We start from the raw sequence: 20,470 nt of genomic DNA on the forward strand, positions 1-20,470 counted from the left end.
CTGCTTGTTTTTTATACTTTAGTTTATTCTTCTTCAGCCTCTGCTACGTCTGCTTGGGCTATGCTATTTATTTCTTCCTGCAAGTGTGTTCGCATATCCATTAGCCAAATACGGGTTTTCGGGTTCTCAGCTTTCAGAAGCGCTTCTTCGTAGCGCTTAAGCTGCGCATTGTGTGTGCTTATCACAAACTCTCTGAAATGCATATCTAACTCCTCCCCCTCCAGCATCTTAAACTCCAGCACTAAACCTAAATCGGCGGCGCCCAGGCTATCTGGCAACTGAATGTTATTATGCTGCTGCGCCAGCACCTTCAAGTCTTCCAGCGCCTTGTTGTGGAAGTTAACTGCCTCGGCTGCAAATGTTCTTATCTGGCTTGAGGTTCCTTTTTCTGCAGCTACTTTGCCAATTTCCACCTGCAGCATATTACTGCTGGCGGCATAATCCCAGAAAGCGGGTTCGTGCTGCAGTGTTCGTTTCTGTGGCACATCCTTTTGGTTCTCCGTTTCAGATGCAGGGCCTTCGCAGGATAAAGCGATTAAAAAAAGAGTGGCAAGGGCAAACGTTAGTAATTTATCTAGGAGCATGTAATATCGGGTGCAAGTATAAAATAGTCTTTATCTATACTGCACACGCTACTGCTTAGGTTGGGCTCAGACTAAAATTCCTGACAAAATATAACTTAAGCTTTTTGACATTCTAAATTAAGCTAGAAAGTATAACTTTTCCGCACTACTGTCAGGTTGCTGTCGCGGCCCTGCTCCGGAATAACGTGCGCTGGCCGGGGAGCTTTTACCAGCTCCTGCGGCAGACCTATACTTTGGTCGTAGAGGTGCAGCGTGAGTGGCATTTCAGAGCTAAGCCGAAGCTCCAGGATAACTTCTTTTGATGCGGGCAGCCCATGCAGGCGCGTAAAGTATACTTTGCCGGCAGCAGTCTCTATAGGTTTCAAAGCCAATTCTACACCAGCCATTTTTATACTTTGCAGCGCATCGGCTTCCTGCGTCTTCAGTGCCAGCTCCAGGTGAGCCGCATTGCGTGGAGACCTAAGGCGCAGCCGTAGCAAACGTGCATTGCCGGCCACGGAGTCTTGCAGCACTTTGGCTTCGGGTGCAGGAATATCTATCGCCTTTGCCTCGCTTTTAAGGTACTGTATAGAGGCATGCGGATACATTTCCAGCAGCGGCTCTTTAGCAGCGGAAGCGAAAAACTGCTGGTTCCAATCGTCGGTGTTGGCAAAGCGCGTGGCCCACCAGGCTTTGCCTGTATCGGAGTTCAGGTAGTAGCTTACATGGCTGTGCAGCGGCCGCTCGGCAGAAGGTTGCTCACGGGCAATAGCTAAAGCCACTGATAGCCCGCCTGCCAACAACAGCATCAGCGGCAACAGCGGAGCATTTTTCCAGATTAGCGTGCGCATAATTAAAATCAGCAGCGGCAACAGCAGGCCTGCCAATAGCAGCGTGAGCACAATAGTACCGTAAGGCAACTGCAAGGCAAAAGCTGTAAACACCACCTGCGCTATCGGCAAAAGCAGAAAAATGGCAGGCACAGAAAAAAGCAACAAAATAAGCGAGTGCTTTGGCTGCATTGCGTAACTACCCTGCCAGCCTGTAAGCAGCAACGCCAATGTACCGCCCAAACTAAACAGCAACGGAAACAAGAACAGGTAAGCTCCGTTTGATGCCAGCAGGTACACAGTCATCAAAAGTATAAACTGAAGTATAAACACACCCAGCAGCAACGAAAGCAGGCGTACCCACCGCAAAACCAGCCAACTCAGCAACAGAAAAAGCCCTAGCGCCAGCAGCAGGTAGGCTATAAAGAAAGTATCGGAGCTGTACACGCCGTTATGGCGATGCGAGAGCGGCAGCTGTGCCCAAACAAACTCGTTTATCAGGTAAAACAGAATTGTGACTACAGCAAGCAGCAGCAGGTACAGCACGAAACCCATCATAATGCCACGCCCTTTTACCACTCCTTGCTGCAGTGCCACCCGCACCGTTACGAACAGCAGCAGTGTGGTAAGCGCCATCCAAAGCAGGTTCAGGCTCGATTTATAGTTTACCACCCAGCTGCCTATAACGTTAAAAAACACCCTGTTCTGCCCCTTGGTCTGGTCTAAGGAAGTATGCCCGAAATGGCGCGTCAGCGCCAGCAGGTTGCTGCCATGGTGCTGCAGGCTGCGCAGGCTTAGGTTTTCGGGTGCATCGGTGCTTTTGTGGTAGTGCACAAAGCCATCAATAAAAGCAGCGTTTAAGCCTGAGTAACCTGCATCCTTAAATACAGTAAAGTCGGTATCGTTCGGCATCCGGCTGTAAATCTCGTAAGCCAGCGAGCTAAAGAAAGGGTACGGTGCGGCCTGTGCATACTGCCTGGCTACCCAGCCGTTTTCCGGGCTCAGCTCAAAAGTCATACTTGGGCCTTGGTTGCCGCGGCCTTCCAGGTTTATCACCAGCGCCACCTCCTTTACCCAAGGGTGCTTCAGAAAAGCCCTGGCGCCGTAAAGCCCGTACTCCTCCCCGTCGGTTAGCAGCACTAGTACATCATGCTGCAGCGGCTTTTCCTGCTTTAAAGCCCGGATGGTTTCAAGTATAGCGGCAACGCCTGCGCCATCATCTCCGGCGCCGCGCGCGTTCGGCTGCGAGTCGTAGTGCGCCATCAGCAGTATGGCTTTGCTTGTAGCGCCTGCGCCTTTTAAGCGGCCAACCACATTATATACATAGCCGACAGTAGCCGCGCCGCCCTCACCGTTTACAGCTGTAGTCTCCTGCACCTGCGGCTGCAGACCTAGCTTTTCCAGCTCCTGCAACAGGTAGTTTCTTACCTCAGCGTGTGCCGCTGTGCCCATGGCGTGGGGCTCCTGCGCTATCTGCCGTACATGCCGCATGGCGCGCTCCGCCGAAAACACTGTGGCAGGCGCATCAGCGGGCACAGGCGCAGGCGGTTTTAGCAACCATAGGCTCAGCAGGGATAACCCTATCAGCATGAACAGCAGCAGAACAGCAACAGCAGTATGGCGTTGGCGCATAGCAGGATTAGATAGTCTGCAGCTAATATACCTAAAATCCGCAGATAAGCTGCTTCAGCTCAAAGGTTTTGCGCAAAGTATGGCTCAATCAAAACTAGTGCTAACCGTATGGATTTTGGAAGTATGGGCAGGCAAAAACGAGAACCGGCACCGCCTGTAGCAGGGGTGCCGGTTCTCGTTTAAATTTATAGCAAAGCAACTATACCACTTCTTCCTTCTCTGGCTCCAGCACTTCGTTTTGGCGCAGGTGCACCGGCTCGGTTTTCTTGCGCAGCTGCAGGTTCAGCATCTCTACTAAAAGCGAGAAGAACATGGCAAAGTAAATGTAGCCTTTCGGAATGTGCTGATGCAGCGCCTCTACCACCAGCATAAAGCCAATCAGGATCAGGAACGATAGGGCCAGCATTTTTACCGTCGGGTGCTTGTTCACGAAATCGCTTACATACTTGGCGAAGATCAGCATAATGCCCATGGCCAGAATAACGGCGATAATCATGATCAGCACTTCCTGCGCCAGCCCTACGGCTGTAAGTATAGAGTCGAAGGAGAATACAATATCTATCAGGATGATCTGGATGAGCACCTTACTCATTGTGGCGCTGGCTTTATTTGCTCCGTGGCCCTCTTCCTCTCCCTCCAGCTTATTGTGGATTTCGGTAACTGACTTAGCCAGCAGGAACAAACCACCGGCAAAAAGTATGATATCGCGCCACGATACGGCAAAGTCCTCTTCCGTAAACGGCAGGTTGATGGAGAAGATCGGGTCAGAGGCGCTTACAATCCAGGAGATAAACAGCAGCAGGATTACCCGGAATATCAGGGCTAGCGACAGGCCAATATTACGGCCCTTTGCCTGCTGGTCTTTTGGCAGCCTGCCCACAATAATCGAAATAAAAACAATATTATCTATGCCCAGCACCACCTCCATAAAGGTCAGGGTGAGGAGGCTTATCCAGGTGTCCGGATTGGCAAATATTTCCATAATTCTTTAGTTGCTAATTGTTTGTTGTTGATTGTTGTCGGTAGTCATCAGCAGCACTTACGTTTTCTGCAAAGCTTATTTTTGGCATGCCATACAGAGCGTATACAGGTTTTCCGTGCAGCTAACAATCAACCCTATAGAAGTGTAACAATTAAGCTAGCTTTTCATGTTTACGTACTGCAGCGGCATGCCAATCTCCTCTGCGTTGGTGCGCAGCAAGGCAATTACCCCCTGCAGGTCGTCTATCTTCTTGGCAGTAACGCGTATGGTTTCGTCCATCATGGCAGCAGAAACTTTCATTTTGCTGTCTTTGATGATCTTCATGATTTTTTTGGACGTATCCTTATCGATGCCCGCTTTTACTTTTATATCCTTCTTCATCATAGCGCCTGACTGGTAGGCCTCCTTCGAGAAATCAAGGGCGGTGGCATCCAGACCCTGCTTCACCATTTTACCGATAAGCACGTCTTCACTATGCTGCACGCGCATATCGTTTTCCATCGAGATGTTCACCTCGTTGTTCTTCTTATCAAACTCGATACTTCCTTTGGTATCGCGGAAATCGTAACGGTTCATGATCTCCTTGCGGGCAACGTTTACGGCGTTGTCCATAGTTTGCGGGTCTACTTTGCTTACAATATCAAAAGATGCCATAATTTTAGGTATTAATCTTTAAAAACTGATTTACTGCAATAAGCTGACAAAGTTATTTTTTAATCGCCAATTGTCAGTAGCAAATCGCTGGTTAAATCATCTTTAAAATTATAGCATGGCTAAATTATTAATTGCCTGCTTGCAGTTACTTTCAGATGAAGCAAACGTACTTTGGCCTCCAACGCACCAGGCAAAACATCTGTTAACTAAATTTTCAGCGTAAGCTACACGCTGACAAAACGATAAACAAGCAGCACGACACCATGAAAATTATAGAACCCGCCACTCCCGAGCAATTTACCCAATATTACCGCCTGCGCTACCAAACCTTACGCCAGCCCTGGGGCCAGCCAGAAGGCAGCGAACGCGCCGACGACGATGCCACTGCCATACATGCCCTGCTGGTAGACAATGCCGGTGAGGCTGCAGGTGTTTGCCGGCTGCACCTGAACACGCCACAAGAGGGGCAGTTGCGCTTTATGGGCATCAGGGCTGACCAGCAGGGCAAGCAACTGGGCAACCTGCTGCTGCAGTACCTGGAGGAACGTGCCCGCACCTTAGGGGCAGAGCGCCTGACGCTGCAGGCCCGCGAAAATGCCGTGAACTTTTACCGACGCAACGGGTATGAGGTATTAGAGAAAACATACCTGCTGTTTGGCTCTATACAGCATTACCTGATGGCCAAGCAGCTTTAACCTGCACTTTGCGCAACACTACTACACTATGAAAAAACAAACCAAACTATGGCTTGCTGCCGGTGCCGTGCTGGCTGGTGCGGCCATTATCAGCAGCCGCAGCCGCACACATGCTCCGCTCCAAACAGTGCCCCACTTAGACCTGGACAAGTATAAGGGCCGCTGGTACGAAATTGCCCGGCTTCCGCAGCGCTTCGAGAAGGGCTGCCACTGCGTGTACGCCGAGTATAGCCTGAACCCGGAGGGCTATGTAGACGTGAAAAACACATGCCGCAAAGGTGACCCCTACGGCAAAGAAGACAGCGCAACAGGCAAAGCATTTCCGGTGGAGGGCAGCAGCAACAGCAAGCTGCAGGTGCAGTTTTTCTGGCCCTTCCGGGGCGATTACTGGATTCTGGAACTGGACACCGAGTATACTTATGCCTTGGTGGGTGCTCCCGACCGCGAAAGCCTTTGGGTGCTTTCCCGTACCCCCACTTTAAACCAGGATGTGCTGGAGCGCCTTGTGCACCTGGCCGACCAGAAAGGCTTTCCGGTGGAGAAGCTGCTGCTAACCGACCAAAGCTGCTTTACACAAGGTTAAACATTGTATTTACATAATTGCCCAGCTGCCAGAGCTCCTATACTATGGCAGCTTTTTTATTTTCAGGTGCGGCAGCAGCATAACTAAAATAAAATTTTAACAATAAAGCAATATCATTATTGAAATATTCTTATATTGTTAAAGCACTATAATGCTAAGCTTTAACTGATAAGATCATGGCCTATACTTTCCGAGACATCTGGGTTGCCATCAATAAACTGCTGACCCTTATAAACGCTATACTTTTCAGCATGCTGGGAGGCTCGTTGTACAACCATAAGAAGAAGCGATATGTAAAAATCCCTCTTGTGGCCAACATAGCGCTGCTGCTGGTATTAGGCACTACAGTAGGCGCTTATATCTATAAACTTTTTATAGTTGGCTAATCAAGAGAGAAACGCGCTTCTTTATATAGTGCAGATAGTGGGAGTAGGTACTCCTGCTATCTGGTAATTTGGAGTAAATGAAATTAATTTCTAAATAAATTATAATATTAAGCAATGAAAAGAACATTTATTGTTTTGGGGTTAGTCGCAAGTTCTATTTTGACCTATTCTTGTGAGAATAATTCTGAAAAAGGTGAAGCAAAAGAGATACAAATTGAAAGACAAAGTCTTTGGACTGATAGCTTAAAATCAGAGTTTGTTGAAAAAAATGCTTCTACGGATTATGAAAAATTCATAATTGATAAACTGATTGAGGATAACAAATTTGAAAAAGGTCCTGAACTTATTCAAGAAGAATTAAAAAAAGAAAGCTTTGCCACCTATAAAAACATAAATTCAATGAGTTATTTGGTGGAGGTAGACAAGCTTGCCGGGAAATCAAAAGCACAAATAGAAATTATATTAGGGCAACCAAATAAAAAGGAAAAAGTGAATCCTTCAAGCGCACCTTGCCCTTGTGACAAATATATTTACCTTGATAATCTTGTTGAAATAGTTTATATCAAAAATAAAGCTGACTGGATTACTATAAATAACGCTCCATTTTTTGTCAAAGTTAAAGACTCTGGCTCATATCGTTCGGTTGATAGATTTGATGATTACACTTACGTCAAAGTAAAAACCAGATAGAATAGCAACCAATAATGTTGTGTAGCCCATTAGGGTAAAGTCAAGAAAAAACTTATGAGATTTAGAAAAAGAGTTAAAGTTTTCCCAGGGTTTTATTTGAATTTTTCCAACTCTGGAGTTAGTTCTACAATTGGTGTAAAGGGAGCAAGTATTAACTTTAGTAAAAAAGGAACCTATTTAAATACAGGCATACCAGGAACAGGTTTATACAATCGGCAGAAAATCGGAGGCGAACAAAAAAACTTATATTCCGGCAGTGTTCAAAATGTTCCAGTTTTCGATGAAGTAATTTATGAACCGGAAATTCTTATTGGAGAAATAAAAAGTGAAGCAACTGACAAACTGACCAGCGCAAGCCTCATTGAACTAAAGGAAACACTTCAGGAAGTCTATAAAGATAGAATTGAAATTACCCAAGAAATTGAGAAGACTAAAGAGGAAGTTAAAGCAGCAAGAACAAATAGTTTAATTGCAAATATTTTCCTCATTGGTTTCTTTATCAAATCATTTAAGAATAAGGTAATTGAAAAAGAAGAATATTTACTAGACCTTGAAAATCAATTAAAAAATAGCTATGTCAACATTGATGTTCACTTTGATAGAACGTTCGAGGAAAAATATAATTCTTTGCTTAACTCTTATAAAGAACTTTTAACTTCTGAGATAATTTGGGATATCACTTCTACTGTACAACAAGATACAAGAGTTACAAGAAGTGCTGCATCTACAGTGGTAACTAGAACTCCTGTTAGATTCAATTTTGACGATATTAACATTATAAAATCAAGTTATCCTGCCTTTCATTTTGAAAATAAAAATGGCGGGGATTTATATATCTATCCTGCATTTATAATTGTAATCACTGACAAAGAGGAATTTGCGTTAATTGACATTAAGGATTTTGAATTAACTTTTTCACAGCAAAGATTTTTGGAAGAAGGAAAAATCCCACCAGATACAAAAGTTGTAGATAAGACTTGGGCAAAAGTTAATAAAAATGGCTCACCAGATAGAAGATTTGCAGGCAATTATGAAATACCAATTGTTAGCTACGGAAAAATTGAAATCAAATCAAAGTCTGGTCTAAATGAATCATACTCTTTCAGCAGTTTTAACAAGTCAGAAGCTTTTGCGAAAAACTTTATCGAATACCAACGTTCACTTTAAAAACAATATCCCCTAACACGAGCTTTGCGTTAGGGGCAGTTTATCATTTAAAGAAACATTTTTAGCAAGAAATAACCTTTATAGTAGGCAGCCATTTTACGTTTCAAAAGTCTACTATCGCAAAACCTAACCCCTTCCTAATCATGATGAAAACAATATTCCCGCTACTGGCACTCTGTCTTGTGTTTCTTTCAGGGTGCGCCATTACCTCTACCTCTACTGCTAAAGTGCAGGAGCTTGCAAAGCCTTATGTGGGCATCATGACGCTGGTAACCGACATCGACACGGACTTTAATCAACTGGATTCTGCAACGTATGAGCAGCATATCAGAGGCAAATTCAATAACCTGGAGAACCTGAAATACAGAAAGCACCTGGAGAAAACGCTGGCCCGAAACCTGGAGCAGCAGCAGCAGGTACAAACGCGTATCGTTAAGTCTTCTGACGTATTTGAGCTAAACGCCAATGTGAGCTACAGCGAGTTTCTGGAAAAAATCAGGGCTACGGGCGTGGATGGCATTCTGCTGGTAAACCTGCGTAACTACTGGTACACCAACGATTACACCACCGTGCACTTCGACCACGTAAGTACCACCACTACAGACACAGAGCCGAGCGCTGTTTTTTATACTTACCTGCTGGATTCGCAGACGCTGCACCCGGTATGGTTCGCAGATTCTATGGTGCAGGGCATATCAGCTGGATACGATACTTTGCACAACCACCTGGCACGCTCCATTTCCCGGAAGCTACGCAAGGATAAGTACATAATGGCTAAGTATTAGCAGCCTCTGTAAAGTATAAAAGCCGGGCCAAAGTATAGATTTATACTTTGGCCCGGCTTTTATACTTCAGCGTTTTAGGCTACCAGTTCTACGCTGCCTTTTTGCTCGGCTGGCGCTGCCTTCTGTTGTTGCTGCCGCTGTTGCTCCCACTCCTGCTGCAGCATTTTAGAGGTTTTGCGGCTGCCGTCGTGGCTCCAACCCGGAGGTCCGAAAACATACATAAACTTAGCCTTCCAAGACTTCACGCTGCGCACATCCTTCCAAATGTCGTTAAACTCATGGAAATTCAGTGTGATAGGGTCGTGTTTGGTTGGCGGGTGCAGCACGCCAAACTTAGTTTCCAGGTTCTTGTCTTTATCCAGATACGTACCAAACAGCTTATCCCAGATAATGAGTATGCCGCCGTGGTTGCGGTCCAGGTACTCTATGTTGCAGGCGTGGTGCACCTGGTGTACCCAAGGTGTGTTAAACACCTGCCCAAACACCGGAATTTTAGGTACCAGTGTAGAGTGCAGGAAGAACTGGTAAATTGAGTTAAACGACATGCACAGCGCAATCATGACGGGATTGAACCCAAGTATTGGCAGCCACAGCCAGTAAATAGGCTTGTACAGAAAGATCGTCCAGCCGTTGCGGAAAGCGGTGCCCAGGTTAAACTTATCGGAGGAGTGATGCACTAGGTGCGCTGCCCAAAATATTCTGATAGTGTGGCAGAAACGGTGATGCCAGTAAAAATTGAAATCATCGCCGATGAGGCAAAGCACCCACACCCACCAAGCCCAGCCAAGGTTTTCGTACCCCAGAAACTCTACACGCAGCGGCTCAAACAATTTATAAAACAGGAAAAATAAGCCGATCTGGTAAGCTTTGGTGAGCGTGTTTAGCAGCGCTGCCCCTAAGCCAACCCAGGTGCTGGCCATAGAATCTTTAAAGCTGTAAAGTTCCTTATCCTCCCGGTAACTGATGTAAGCCTCGCCCGCTATAAGTATAACAAAGATAGGCACAAAGTAAGTGAAAGGGTTAGGCATCTGGTCAAACAGAATTTCCATAGGCAAGTGTTGGGTAAGTATAATATAAAGCGGCGCACTTGATTTAGGGCACCGCACAATCCACTAATTTACGTAAATTTATACTTCAGTCCTATTTTAGCGGTTGCAGCTGAAGCTGAAAAATCATAACTGAATATATAGTTTACAGCTTAAACTTATTACAATATCTAAAGTTTAAAAGAGTAGGCAAAATCTTATTTTTCGCAGCTAAACCCTGCTTTGCCAGCCTTGTAACTGGCAGCAACAACCTGATTAGTGTATCTACTGACATAAGCTAAAGGCGCTAAGAACCTGCATCCCTATGGCCCAAACGCAAAGGCTAAAAACACGCATCGCCCCTACTCCCAGCGGCTACCTGCACCTGGGCAACGCGCTCTCGTTTGCCATTACCTGGGCACTGGCAAGGCAGCAAAACGGCACCATTATACTTCGCATTGATGATCTAGATAACGCGCGCTTCAGGCAAGAGTACCTGCAGGATATTTTTGATACGCTGCACTTTATGGGCTTGGATTATGATGAAGGCCCAACCGATGCCGAAGGTTTTTTGAAGCACTACTCACAGCACCTGCGCCTGCCACGCTACCACGCCTTGCTACAGCAACTCGTGGAGAAAGGCGAAGTATACGCCTGCCCCTGCTCCCGTAAACAGCTGTCGGCTTTGCTAGATAGCGCCTGCAGCCTGCATACCTGCCGCCATGAACTGCTGCCCCTGCAGCAGCCCGATATTGCCTGGCGCATCCACATTCCGCAAAACACAAAGGTGAGTTTTACAGATCAGCTGCTGCACACCTGCACCATACATCTCGCTGAAGAAATGCCTGACTTTGTGGTGCAGCGCAAAGAGGGCATACCCGCTTACCAAATCGCCTCGCTCTCGGATGACCTGGAAATGGGCATAAACACTGTTGTGCGAGGCGAAGATCTGCTCACTTCTACGGCTGCGCAGCTTTACCTAGCCCAAAAGCTTGGCGCGGAGCAGTTTTCAAGTATAAACTTTGTGCACCACCCGCTGGTGCTGGAGCCGGAGGGCGGCAAGCTTTCCAAGTCGCACGATTCGCTTTCTATAGCGGAGATGCGTAAAAATGGCCTTAGCAGCAAAGCGCTTTGGCAAACAATAACCCGCACGTTGGGCTGGGGCGAGGCAGGCGTAGTAGACGCTAAGAGCTTTTTAAACAGGTTTGCACTGGCAGATTTAAAGCAGCCCGGCAAACAGAGCCTGCAGGCGCAGGGCGCTGAGTAACCGGGTTAGCCATTCCTGCCATACTTTGCAAAAGGAGAAAGGCTGTAAGTGTGTTGGATAAAGTATAAATTCCGTTGCTACCGCCTGACACTAAAGCAAGCAGCGGCTCGCATACAAGTATAAAATAGGTTAAGCAGCTCACGCCAGCTGGAAATTCTGCCCGTGCACAAGTGGCTCAACCATAAAAAACGGCAGCCACTTTTCAGCAGCTGCCGCTCATTACACTTTGTTCAGAAAACGCTACTGTACCGCCTGTATGCTAACGGGCACCTCCAGGTTCTCCCAGCTCAGCAGCAGCCCCTGGTCAGTTACATCATACTTCAGCCGCTCGTTCATCTCACCTGATTTTCGGGGAGTAACGGTTACGCGCAGCGCGTCCTCCTTCTCGTCGTACTGCGTGCCCCACTGCTTTGCTTTTTTGTTGAAGATCACCACCCACTCATCCTCGCCTGGCAAAGTATAAAAGCTATACGTACCTGCCGCCAACGGTTCACCTTCCACCATCACATCCTTATCAAACGTAACAGTGGTCGCCTCGTTGGCTCCGGAACGCCACACCTGGCCGTAAGGCACCAGCCCACCCCAAATGTTACGGTCTTTCACCGATGGGCTGCTGTAGTTAACGGTTACGTTGGCATCGCCTACTTTACCTGAGGCAGTGGCTGCCGGACTGGCTTTAGGTTTTGCGTCTTGCGCATGCACGCCGAAAGACATCAGAACACCGATCAGCAGCATCCACAGACTTACCAGATTTGACTTATTCATAATTTTTGCGGTTTTAGTTCAACATCAGCATACGTAAAAAGAAATCGGAAGTATAAATACCTGCCTAATTATCAGAAGATAACACAGCGGCAGCACCGCCTCTCTTCCGTGCCATGGCGTCTGCTTCTGCTTTCTTGCGTATAGGGGGAGAAGAAACAAAACGAAGCACCCACTGAAAAACCGATACCATGCCATCATTCTTCAGCAACAGGAACACCAGAAGCTCCACCCGCACCCAGGCTAAGAAAACAACCTATACAAAAACCAGCTATACCTCGGGCGGCGGCGCTCCTTACGGTTCAGGTCGCAGCACCTCAACTTCCGAAAGAATAAGAGTTAAAGCCAGGATGAGGCGGGTCAGGCGCAGCTCGACAGTGGAAGGCGCTAAAGACAGGCTCAAAAACTTTCGGCAGGCTTCTATCCTGGCAGTAGCCGTAACCGGTTTTATAATGCTGCTTTTTAACCCAAGCGAAGACGGGCTGGCACAGGATAACAGCCCGGAAACAGTGGATTCTGTAGCGATTGTGGAGGAAGTGGCCGTGGAGGATTTGCAGCTGACTGACTCTGCCGAAAGTATAGCCGCTGAAGACACCACTACCATGGCTTCATCAAGCAAAGAGGCTGCAGGCGAAGCCATCGGTGCGCTGCAGGGCCTCTGGGACAGCTTTTTCTACAACCTGCCTAAAATGCTGATTGCCCTCGGCACCTTGGTCCTGGCCTGGGGCGTAGCCCGGCTGCTGCGGCTGCTACTGCAAAAGGTGCTGGGCCGCTGGGAGAGGTCCAATGCTATTATATCGTTACTCTCGATTGGGGTGTGGCTGCTGGCCATTGGTATTGCCATTAGCGTGGTGGCCGGCGACATAAGAGCGCTTGTAGGTTCATTGGGTTTAATCGGCCTGGCCCTGTCGTGGTCGCTGCAGACGCCAATCGAAAGCTTTACCGGCTGGCTCCTCAACTCTTTTCAGGGATACTATCGCGTAGGCGACCGCGTGCGGGTAGGCGAGGTATTCGGGGATGTTTACCGCATTGATTTTCTGACAACCACTGTCTGGGAAATTGGCGCACCCTACCAGCCCGGTTTTGTGCAGGCAGAGCAGCCTACAGGTCGTTTAGTTACCTTCCCGAACAACGAAATCCTGACAGGAACTGTGATCAACCTGACGCGCGATTTCCCTTATGTGTGGGATGAATTGGCTGTAGGTATAGCCAACGAGTCGGATATACCGCTTGCCATGGAAGTGATGGGCAATGTAGCCGAAGAGTTGCTGGGCAACTACATGGTGGCGCCCGCCAGAAACTATGCCGCCCTGCTGAAACGCGCCGGTCTGGATTATGACATCGCTGATAAGCCGCAGGTTTTTATTACCCTGGAGGAGGCCTGGACCAATGTTATTATCCGTTACCTGGTAGGTGCCCGCGAACGCCGCAAATGGAAAAGCGAGCTATCCATGCGCCTCGCCAAGGAAACAGCCAAGCCCGAATATCGCAAAAAGATCATACCTGTATACCCAAGGCAGCAACTGCAGTTCATCGACCCTACTGGCATGGCCGTGCAAGCTGATTTTATGGAAAGAGGAGGCAAACAAGTATAAACCGTACTCTCTTTTAAGCAAAGCACATTTGCAGGAAATATGATGTTTTGTGCTGATAACCGGGCTGCGATTAAGGTCAGGTTAGAGCTTTAAAATCATGCTTACAAGCTATAGAAAGAAGCTTAGGATGTGATTATACCTATTATTGTGCAGCGGTAAAGTATGGCGCTAAAATCGGTAGCTTTGCACTTCTTTTCAGTAGATTACCATTTCGCATACAGCTATGCCAAAATCCGATAAACTTGCCCGGCAGTTTACGCCGCAAATCGCCACTCCGGAAAATAACCGGCTAACCGAACTGCAGCAGCAGTTTAACCAAAAGGTAAAACAGATAGACCACCTGAAGCAGGAAATTGCCGCCAGACATGCAAGTATAAACCAGGCGCAGAGGCGTATCGAAAAAGAGCTGCGCCCCCTGATAAGGCAAGTAACAGAAAAGCGCGTGGAGCTGGCACGGCTACTAGACGAAGCCTATACGTTGCCGTTTTTCAAGAAACGTGAGAGTGAGAAACTCGCCTTGCTGATTGCAGACATTGCTCAGGAACTGATCGAGCGATACGGGCGCGAGGACATGCTGCACCTTTACAACAAGTATGCTGCGTCTCCTTATGAAGCAAGTATAAACCGCCACGAACAGCATACCCCAAATGAGGCAGAGGATATATTCAAAGATATTTTCGGTGATAACGCTGATGCAGAAACCGGTAGCTTAGATGATTTTGAAGATATACAGGCACAGCTGGACCGGGAGATGGAGCAGCGGGAACGGGAAAAGCAAAACCGCCAGAAAAGCCGGAAAACTAAAGCGCAGCTAGCAAAAGAAGCCCAGGCGAAAGCGGAACTCAGCAACATCAGCAAAGCCAGTCGCAAGTTATACACAGAACTCGCCAAGCAGTTGCACCCCGATAAAGAGCAGAACGAAACCGCACGCGCCTGGAAAGAAGAAGCCATGAAACGGGTGACGCTGGCTTACCACCACGACGACTTTTTTGAGCTGCTGCGCCTGCAGGCAGAGTTTATGCAGGAACAGGGACCAACATTGCAGAAGCTCCCGGATGCACAGCTGGAGTATTACATAAAAATGCTGACAGACCAGACAAACAGCCTGCAGGCAGAACTTCAGCGGTTTTCTACCGGACCCGATGCTGCCTTTTACACCAGTTTTTGCGGCAGCCCCAAACAAATGGACCACAAGTTTAAAGCCGCCAAAGAAGACCTAAACATGGAGCTGCAAAGCCTAAAGCAAAACCTCCGCGACCTGCAGGACCCGCAGCTCATCAGAATGCTTTTGAAGTAAACATACTCCCACCCCTAACGCGTATACAGGGCATATCCACAGAAACCTAACATAGCTCCAGATGCACCACGATACTGAAAACTTATCCAAAGGCCGCCCTACTGTTTTACTGTTCGATGTAAACGAAACTTTACTCGACTTATCTGCCATGCAAAAAGCCGTGAACCATACTTTTGGCAACGAGCTGGCTTTTAAGTTATGGTTCTCTTATTTGTTAACGTATGCGCTCGTGGAGAACTCAACCGGCACCTACCACGATTTTAGCGAAGTAGGCAAAGCCGCTATGCAAATGGTGACAAAAGTGATAGGCAAGGATGTGCCTCAGGAAAAGCAACAGGAACTGGTGGGTATGGTAAAGGAAACGCAACCGCACCCCGACGTTATACCTGGTTTAAAGAAGCTGAAAGAGGCAGGTTTCCGGCTGGCCACGCTTACAAATTCTCCTGCCAAATCAAGTATACCGCACCTGGAGCAGGTTGGCCTGAAGTCTTATTTTGAAGAAACCTTTAGTGTGGATAGCGTGGAAAAATTCAAACCCCATGGCAGTCCTTACCAGTATGCTGCAGATCAGTTAGGTGTTGCCATAGGTGATGTAATGATGGTTGCCGCCCATGGTTGGGATATGGCTGGTGCCTTACGTGGCGGCCTGCGTGCAGCTTTTATTTCACGCCCCGGCCAGGCACTTTACCCCCTCGCCCCGGAGCCGGAACTTACCGCCCCTAACCTGCTGGAGCTGGCCGATATGCTGGTAGAGATGAAGTAGCTGATAACAAGTATAATTACGCTGTTTCAGGCAAGCCTGTTATTGCTCTTCGGATTGTAAATCCGAAAGAGCGTGGGGAATTTACCCTCTGCTCTTTCGGATTTGCAATCCGAAAGTTTTTTACTACCAGGATTTATAATCCGCCACCAACCACGTATCCAGTTGCATGGGGCTGAAAAACAAAGTACATACAGGTTATTTATACTTCCTCAGGCTGACTGTAGTAGATTGGGTAGATGTGTTCACGCGCCCTGTTTACCGGCATATTGTTATCGACTCTTTGAAATACTGCCAATAACACAAAGGCTTGGAATTGTACGCATGGTGCCTGATGAGTAACCACCTGCACCTGATAGCCGGCGCCACAGAAGGACATATCCTGTCAGATATTCTCCGGGACTTTAAGAAATTCTCTAACAAAGCTATTGTAAAGGCGATACAGGAAGAAAATGAAAGCCGCAAAGATTGGCTTCTCAACCGTTTTGCTTTCGCAGCGGCCAACGATGTAAAAACTAAGAACTTCAAATTCTGGCAAGACGGCAACGAAGCCAAAGAGCTACACTCAAACAGCTTCATGGAGCAGAAACTGCAGTACATTCACCAAAACCCTGTGGTGGCTGAGATTGTAGCCGAACCGGAGCATTACCTGTATAGCTCCGCCCCGAATTACGCTGGTCAGCTCGGGCTGCTGGATGTTATTTTGCTGGAGTAGAAATAGGATTGCAAATCCGAAAGAGCGGGATCACTTCTTATTTAAAAACCTATTTCAAGGTAAAAAGCTCTCCCTCCCCCGCAACCTTCTCCTGCTCCCTCCTGTTCAGGTATAGACAATTGTTTATTTGTATCTTTGTAAAGAAGAAGCTGCAGAACACGACTAGCTAAAAGTCCTGTGTTCTGCCTTTGCTGTTTTGTTATAGAGCTGAATGAAAGTAACTGATTTTTTAGAATTGTACCGCCTCGACAGTATGGTGCAAACTGTTGCCGAGCGCTTAAAAGCCCAAGAACCTTACCGCCTCCAGCTAAAAGGTATGGCGGGTAGCCTGGATGCTGTCATGGCCTCGGCGGTTTATACGCTTAACTATGGGCATCAGCTTTTCGTGATGCACGACAAAGAAGAAGCTGCCTATTTCTATACTGATCTCAAAAACCTGCTTGGTGAGCAGAAAGACATCCTGCTTTTCCCAACATCCTACAAGCGGCCTTATAGCTTCGACGATACCGAGAACGCCAACATACTCATGCGTGCCGAGGTGCTCAACCGCCTGAACCAAAAAACCGGCAAAGGTGAGCTGATCGTGACTTACCCGGAGGCGCTGACAGAGAAAGTGATCAACAAAAAATCGTTGGTAGAGAATACACTAGGCGCCAAAGTAGGTGAGAAGCTGGACACGGCTTTTCTGAGCGAGATGCTGGCCGAGTATGGCTTTGAGCGCACCGAGTTTGTATACGAAGCAGGCCAATATGCTGTGCGTGGCGGTATTGTGGATGTATTTTCTTACGCTAACGACCTGCCGTATCGCATCGAACTCTTCGGTGATGAGATAGAAAGTATACGCACCTTCGACCCCGATACGCAGCTGTCTGTAGAAACGAAAAAGGCGATTTCTATTATCCCGAACGTACAGACAAAGCTGCTGCAGGAAACCCGTGAGGCCTTTCTCGACTTTTTGCCTGCCAATACCACGCTCTGGTTTAAAGACGTGCGCCTGACGCTGGACGTGATAGATGAGTATTTTGACAAGGCTTCGCACAACTTCGAGAAGCTGATGGCGGGCAGTGGCGGCACCCAGATTGTGTCGGACCCGGAGCAGCTGTTTCAGACGCAGAAGCAGTTTAAAAAGCTGCTTGACAAGTATACTATAGTGGAAATTGGCAAGCGCTTCCATTTCAAAAATGCAGAAGTGATGCAGTTGCAGGCCAAGCCGCAGCCATCGTTCAACAAAGATTTCAAAAGGCTTGTTAAAAACCTGCACGAGCAGCAGGGAGATGGTTTTGTAAATGTGATTGCCACAGATTCGCCGCGCCAGATAAATCGCCTTACCCTGATTTTTGATGAGTTGGACCACGATGTACGCTTCCAGCACCTGCCTATCTCACTCAGTGAAGGGTTTATTGATTCGACCTTAAAGATAACCTGCTACACCGACCACCAGCTGTTCGACAGGTTCTACCAGCACAAGGCTAAGGAGGGTCACTCCAAAACCAAGGCCATGACGCTGAAAGAGCTGCGCTCGCTGCAGCCCGGCGATTATGTAACCCACGTGGATTACGGCATCGGGCGTTTTGCCGGACTGGAGAAAGTGGAAGTGGGAGGCCGTCTGCAGGAAGCTATTCGCCTCGTGTACCGCGACGACGATTTGCTGTATGTCAGCATCCACTCGCTCCACAAAATAAGCAAGTATAGCGGCAAAGAAGGCGGCCCGCCAAGTATGAGCAAACTGGGTTCGCCGGAGTGGGAGAATAAAAAGAAGAAGGTTAAGAGCAAGGTAAAAGACATTGCCCACGAGCTTATCAGCCTCTATGCCAAACGCAAGGCCGCACCGGGGTATGCTTATACAAAAGATGGCTTTCTGCAGGCCGAGTTGGAGTCGTCGTTTATTTACGAGGACACCCCGGACCAGGCTAAATCCACGGAAGATGTAAAAGCCGATATGGAGCAGCCGCACCCGATGGACAGGCTGGTGTGCGGCGACGTGGGTTTCGGTAAAACTGAAATAGCCATTCGTGCCGCCTTCAAAGCCGCTTGCGATGGCAAGCAAGTTGCCATACTTGTGCCCACCACCATACTTGCCATGCAGCACTACCGCACCTTCCGCGACAGGCTGGAGCAGTTTCCGGTAACAGTGGATTATGTGAATCGCTTTAAAACAACCAAGGATACCAAAGAAACACTAAAGCGTGTGGCCGAGGGCAAGGTAGATATTTTGATCGGTACGCACCGCATCGTGAGCAAGGATGTAAAATTTAAAGACCTTGGCCTGATGATTATAGACGAGGAGCAGAAGTTTGGCGTGAAAACAAAAGACAAACTCAAGGAGATGAAAGTAAACGTGGATACGCTCACGCTTACTGCCACGCCTATTCCGCGCACGCTGCACTTCTCGCTGATGGGTGCCCGCGACCTTTCTGTTATCGCTACGCCGCCGCCAAACCGCCAGCCGGTAAAAACCGAACTGCATGTTTTTGACGAAGGCTTGATTCGGGATGCCGTTGTAAACGAGATGAAGCGCGGCGGTCAGGTTTTCTTCGTGCACAACCGTATTAAAGATATTGAAGAGATTGCGGATATGATTCTGCGCCATGTGCCGGACGCCAAGGTAACCTATGCCCACGGGCAAATGGAGCCTGAAAAACTGGAGAAACGCATGATGAAATTCGTGAACGGCGAGTATGATGTATTGGTAAGTACTAACATTATCGAGTCGGGTCTGGACATTGAGAACGCCAACACCATCATCATCAACCGGGCGCACATGTTTGGTTTATCGGACCTTCACCAGATGCGTGGCCGTGTGGGCCGCTCCAACAAAAAGGCCTACTGTTACCTGCTTACACCACCAGTTGCCGGCCTGCCAAGCGATGCCCGCAAGCGCCTGAGCACCCTGGAGGAATTTTCGGACCTGGGCGAAGGTTTCAAAATTGCCATGCGCGACCTGGACATACGCGGCGCTGGAAACTTACTGGGCGGCGAGCAAAGCGGCTTTATTACCGACCTAGGTTTTGAGATGTACCACCAGGTGCTGGACGATGCCATCAAAGAGCTGAAGGAGACAGAGTTCAGAGAGTTGTTTTTGGGCGATAACCTGGAGCAGTTTATAGAGCCGGTGCGGGACTGTAATATCGAAACAGATATGGAAGTGCTGATTCCGGAGAGCTATGTGAGCAACATATCGGAGCGGCTTAACCTCTACAGCAAATTAGACAGCACCAAAGACTTACAGGACCTGGAGAAGCTGCGCGCAAGTATAGTAGACCGTTTCGGGCCGCTGCCGGAAGCTGTGCAGCAGCTCGTGGAGATCGTGAAGCTAAGGTGGCAGGCACAGCAGTTAGGTTTCGAAAAACTTACCATCAAAAAAGAAACAATCAAAGGCTACCTGCCAAGCGAGAACAACGACAAGTATTTCCAGTCCGACACTTTTGGCAATATTTTAAAGTATGTGCAGCAGCACCCGCGCCGCTCACGCCTGAAAGAAGCCAAAGACAAGCTGATTGTGATAGTAGAGGATGTTCAGTCCCTGAAAGACGCAAAAGAGGTTTTCGAAGAATTTGGCATTAAAGCGGTTGCCCAGGCTTAACCTGATTTTCTCTTGATTTACAAGCCGTCTGCTATACTTTGCCTACTGTAACAAAGTATAGCAGGCGGCTTGTCACTTTATACTTCACATAAAAGTAAACTCTCTACTAACCTATTAGAAGCAACTTGCATGCTCACGTTGCCCACTCCCTGCTTTTTTATACTTGATGCTTCTGGAACATGCTCTCCAACCGCCAGCTTCAAGGTTGAGGATATACTAAGTATGGGCCTGCTCAGCTCTCTTCTGAAAATTTCAGACGAAACAGATCAGGGCAGTTTCTAAAAGAAGCTGACTTTAACCTGAAGCACCAACCTATTCTGAACAAAAACCTGCAACCTGGAGGCAGCCATATTTCTATAAAAGATGCCACAGAGCTCGTACAATGTAGGGTCTGCGAAAAAGCGCGCATAGCTACGGATAAAAGCCCTAAAAACTAAACAAAATCAGCTAAATTTGGTATTACCGCTTAGCTATGCCAGAACAAGGCAGCAGCATGGCG

Annotated in this window: 19 protein-coding genes; 13 read left to right on the forward strand and 6 right to left on the reverse strand. The window is 47.9% G+C overall.

Translation table 11 applies throughout. The features are described 5' to 3' along the window. Positions 1–23: 23 nt before the first annotated feature. The gene (locus tag Q1B04_RS11955) at positions 24–584 is read right to left on the reverse strand and encodes a DUF4142 domain-containing protein (RefSeq protein WP_299759047.1); all 561 of its coding nucleotides are present in this window, start codon (positions 582–584) and stop codon (positions 24–26) included. 122 nt (positions 585–706) lie between these two features. Then, positions 707–2,983 (reverse strand): M20/M25/M40 family metallo-hydrolase, encoded by a 2,277-nt coding sequence (locus tag Q1B04_RS11960; RefSeq protein ID WP_299759048.1) that lies wholly within the window; start codon positions 2,981–2,983, stop codon positions 707–709. Here Q1B04_RS11960 and Q1B04_RS11965 point away from each other — a divergent pair. Further along, entirely contained in the window at positions 2,982–3,185 is a 204-nt protein-coding gene (locus tag Q1B04_RS11965; RefSeq protein ID WP_299759049.1) for a hypothetical protein, read from the forward strand. The two genes, Q1B04_RS11960 and Q1B04_RS11965, sit on opposite strands and share 2 nt — an antisense overlap. Before the next feature lie 39 nt (positions 3,186–3,224). Here Q1B04_RS11965 and Q1B04_RS11970 read toward each other — a convergent pair whose 3' ends face one another. Together Q1B04_RS11970 and Q1B04_RS11975 are read right to left on the reverse strand one after the other, a co-directional pair. Further along, complete coding sequence (locus tag Q1B04_RS11970; RefSeq protein ID WP_299759050.1) at positions 3,225–4,007, reverse strand: TerC family protein; 783 nt, start codon at positions 4,005–4,007, stop codon at positions 3,225–3,227. A 156-nt stretch (positions 4,008–4,163) separates the two neighbouring features. Next, positions 4,164–4,661: a YajQ family cyclic di-GMP-binding protein gene (locus Q1B04_RS11975; RefSeq protein ID WP_299759051.1), complete on the reverse strand. Its 498-nt coding sequence runs from the start codon at positions 4,659–4,661 to the stop codon at positions 4,164–4,166. Positions 4,662–4,924: 263 nt separating this feature from the next. Here Q1B04_RS11975 and Q1B04_RS11980 point away from each other — a divergent pair, with 263 nt between their 5' ends. The 6 genes from Q1B04_RS11980 (at position 4,925) to Q1B04_RS12005 (ending at position 8,967) form a co-directional block, all read left to right on the forward strand. After that, positions 4,925–5,356, forward strand: coding sequence for a GNAT family N-acetyltransferase (locus tag Q1B04_RS11980; RefSeq protein ID WP_299759052.1), 432 nt, complete (start codon positions 4,925–4,927; stop codon positions 5,354–5,356). A 28-nt stretch (positions 5,357–5,384) separates the two neighbouring features. Next, entirely contained in the window at positions 5,385–5,939 is a 555-nt protein-coding gene (locus Q1B04_RS11985) for a lipocalin family protein (RefSeq protein WP_299759053.1), read from the forward strand. Positions 5,940–6,115: 176 nt separating this feature from the next. Continuing rightward, the gene (locus Q1B04_RS11990; RefSeq protein WP_299759054.1) at positions 6,116–6,325 is read left to right on the forward strand and encodes a hypothetical protein; all 210 of its coding nucleotides are present in this window, start codon (positions 6,116–6,118) and stop codon (positions 6,323–6,325) included. A 114-nt stretch (positions 6,326–6,439) separates the two neighbouring features. Then, positions 6,440–7,015, forward strand: a complete 576-nt coding sequence (locus Q1B04_RS11995) for a hypothetical protein (RefSeq protein WP_299759055.1) — start codon at positions 6,440–6,442, stop codon at positions 7,013–7,015. 54 nt (positions 7,016–7,069) lie between these two features. Then, entirely contained in the window at positions 7,070–8,182 is a 1,113-nt protein-coding gene (locus Q1B04_RS12000) for a DUF4236 domain-containing protein (RefSeq protein ID WP_299759056.1), read from the forward strand. A gap of 143 nt (positions 8,183–8,325) precedes the next feature. Beyond that, a complete protein-coding gene (locus tag Q1B04_RS12005) occupies positions 8,326–8,967 on the forward strand; it encodes a hypothetical protein (RefSeq protein ID WP_299759057.1) in 642 nt (213 codons plus the stop codon). 74 nt (positions 8,968–9,041) lie between these two features. On the opposite strand, the gene Q1B04_RS12010 is transcribed toward Q1B04_RS12005, so the two are convergent. After that, entirely contained in the window at positions 9,042–10,016 is a 975-nt protein-coding gene (locus Q1B04_RS12010; RefSeq protein WP_299759058.1) for a sterol desaturase family protein, read from the reverse strand. Positions 10,017–10,317: 301 nt separating this feature from the next. On the opposite strand from Q1B04_RS12010, the gene Q1B04_RS12015 reads away from it, so the two are divergent. Beyond that, on the forward strand, positions 10,318–11,259 hold the full coding sequence (locus tag Q1B04_RS12015; protein WP_299759059.1) for a glutamate--tRNA ligase family protein: 942 nt from the start codon (positions 10,318–10,320) through the stop codon (positions 11,257–11,259). A gap of 240 nt (positions 11,260–11,499) precedes the next feature. Here Q1B04_RS12015 and Q1B04_RS12020 read toward each other — a convergent pair whose 3' ends face one another. After that, positions 11,500–12,024, reverse strand: coding sequence for a DUF2911 domain-containing protein (locus Q1B04_RS12020; RefSeq protein WP_299759060.1), 525 nt, complete (start codon positions 12,022–12,024; stop codon positions 11,500–11,502). Between the two features lie 188 nt (positions 12,025–12,212). Between Q1B04_RS12020 and Q1B04_RS12025 the strand changes: the two genes are divergently transcribed. The 5 genes from Q1B04_RS12025 (at position 12,213) to mfd (ending at position 19,971) form a co-directional block, all read left to right on the forward strand. Beyond that, complete coding sequence (locus tag Q1B04_RS12025; protein WP_299759061.1) at positions 12,213–13,616, forward strand: mechanosensitive ion channel domain-containing protein; 1,404 nt, start codon at positions 12,213–12,215, stop codon at positions 13,614–13,616. Between the two features lie 223 nt (positions 13,617–13,839). Continuing rightward, a complete protein-coding gene (locus tag Q1B04_RS12030; RefSeq protein ID WP_299759062.1) occupies positions 13,840–14,913 on the forward strand; it encodes a J domain-containing protein in 1,074 nt (357 codons plus the stop codon). 61 nt (positions 14,914–14,974) lie between these two features. Further along, positions 14,975–15,676 (forward strand): haloacid dehalogenase type II, encoded by a 702-nt coding sequence (locus tag Q1B04_RS12035; RefSeq protein ID WP_299759063.1) that lies wholly within the window; start codon positions 14,975–14,977, stop codon positions 15,674–15,676. A 307-nt stretch (positions 15,677–15,983) separates the two neighbouring features. Beyond that, entirely contained in the window at positions 15,984–16,388 is a 405-nt protein-coding gene (locus Q1B04_RS12040; protein WP_366524679.1) for a transposase, read from the forward strand. Between the two features lie 211 nt (positions 16,389–16,599). Beyond that, positions 16,600–19,971 (forward strand): transcription-repair coupling factor, encoded by a 3,372-nt coding sequence (gene mfd, locus Q1B04_RS12045; RefSeq protein ID WP_299759064.1) that lies wholly within the window; start codon positions 16,600–16,602, stop codon positions 19,969–19,971. Positions 19,972–20,470 lie beyond the last annotated feature (499 nt).

Source organism: uncultured Pontibacter sp., assembly GCF_947495565.1.
GTDB lineage: Bacteria > Bacteroidota > Bacteroidia > Cytophagales > Hymenobacteraceae > Pontibacter.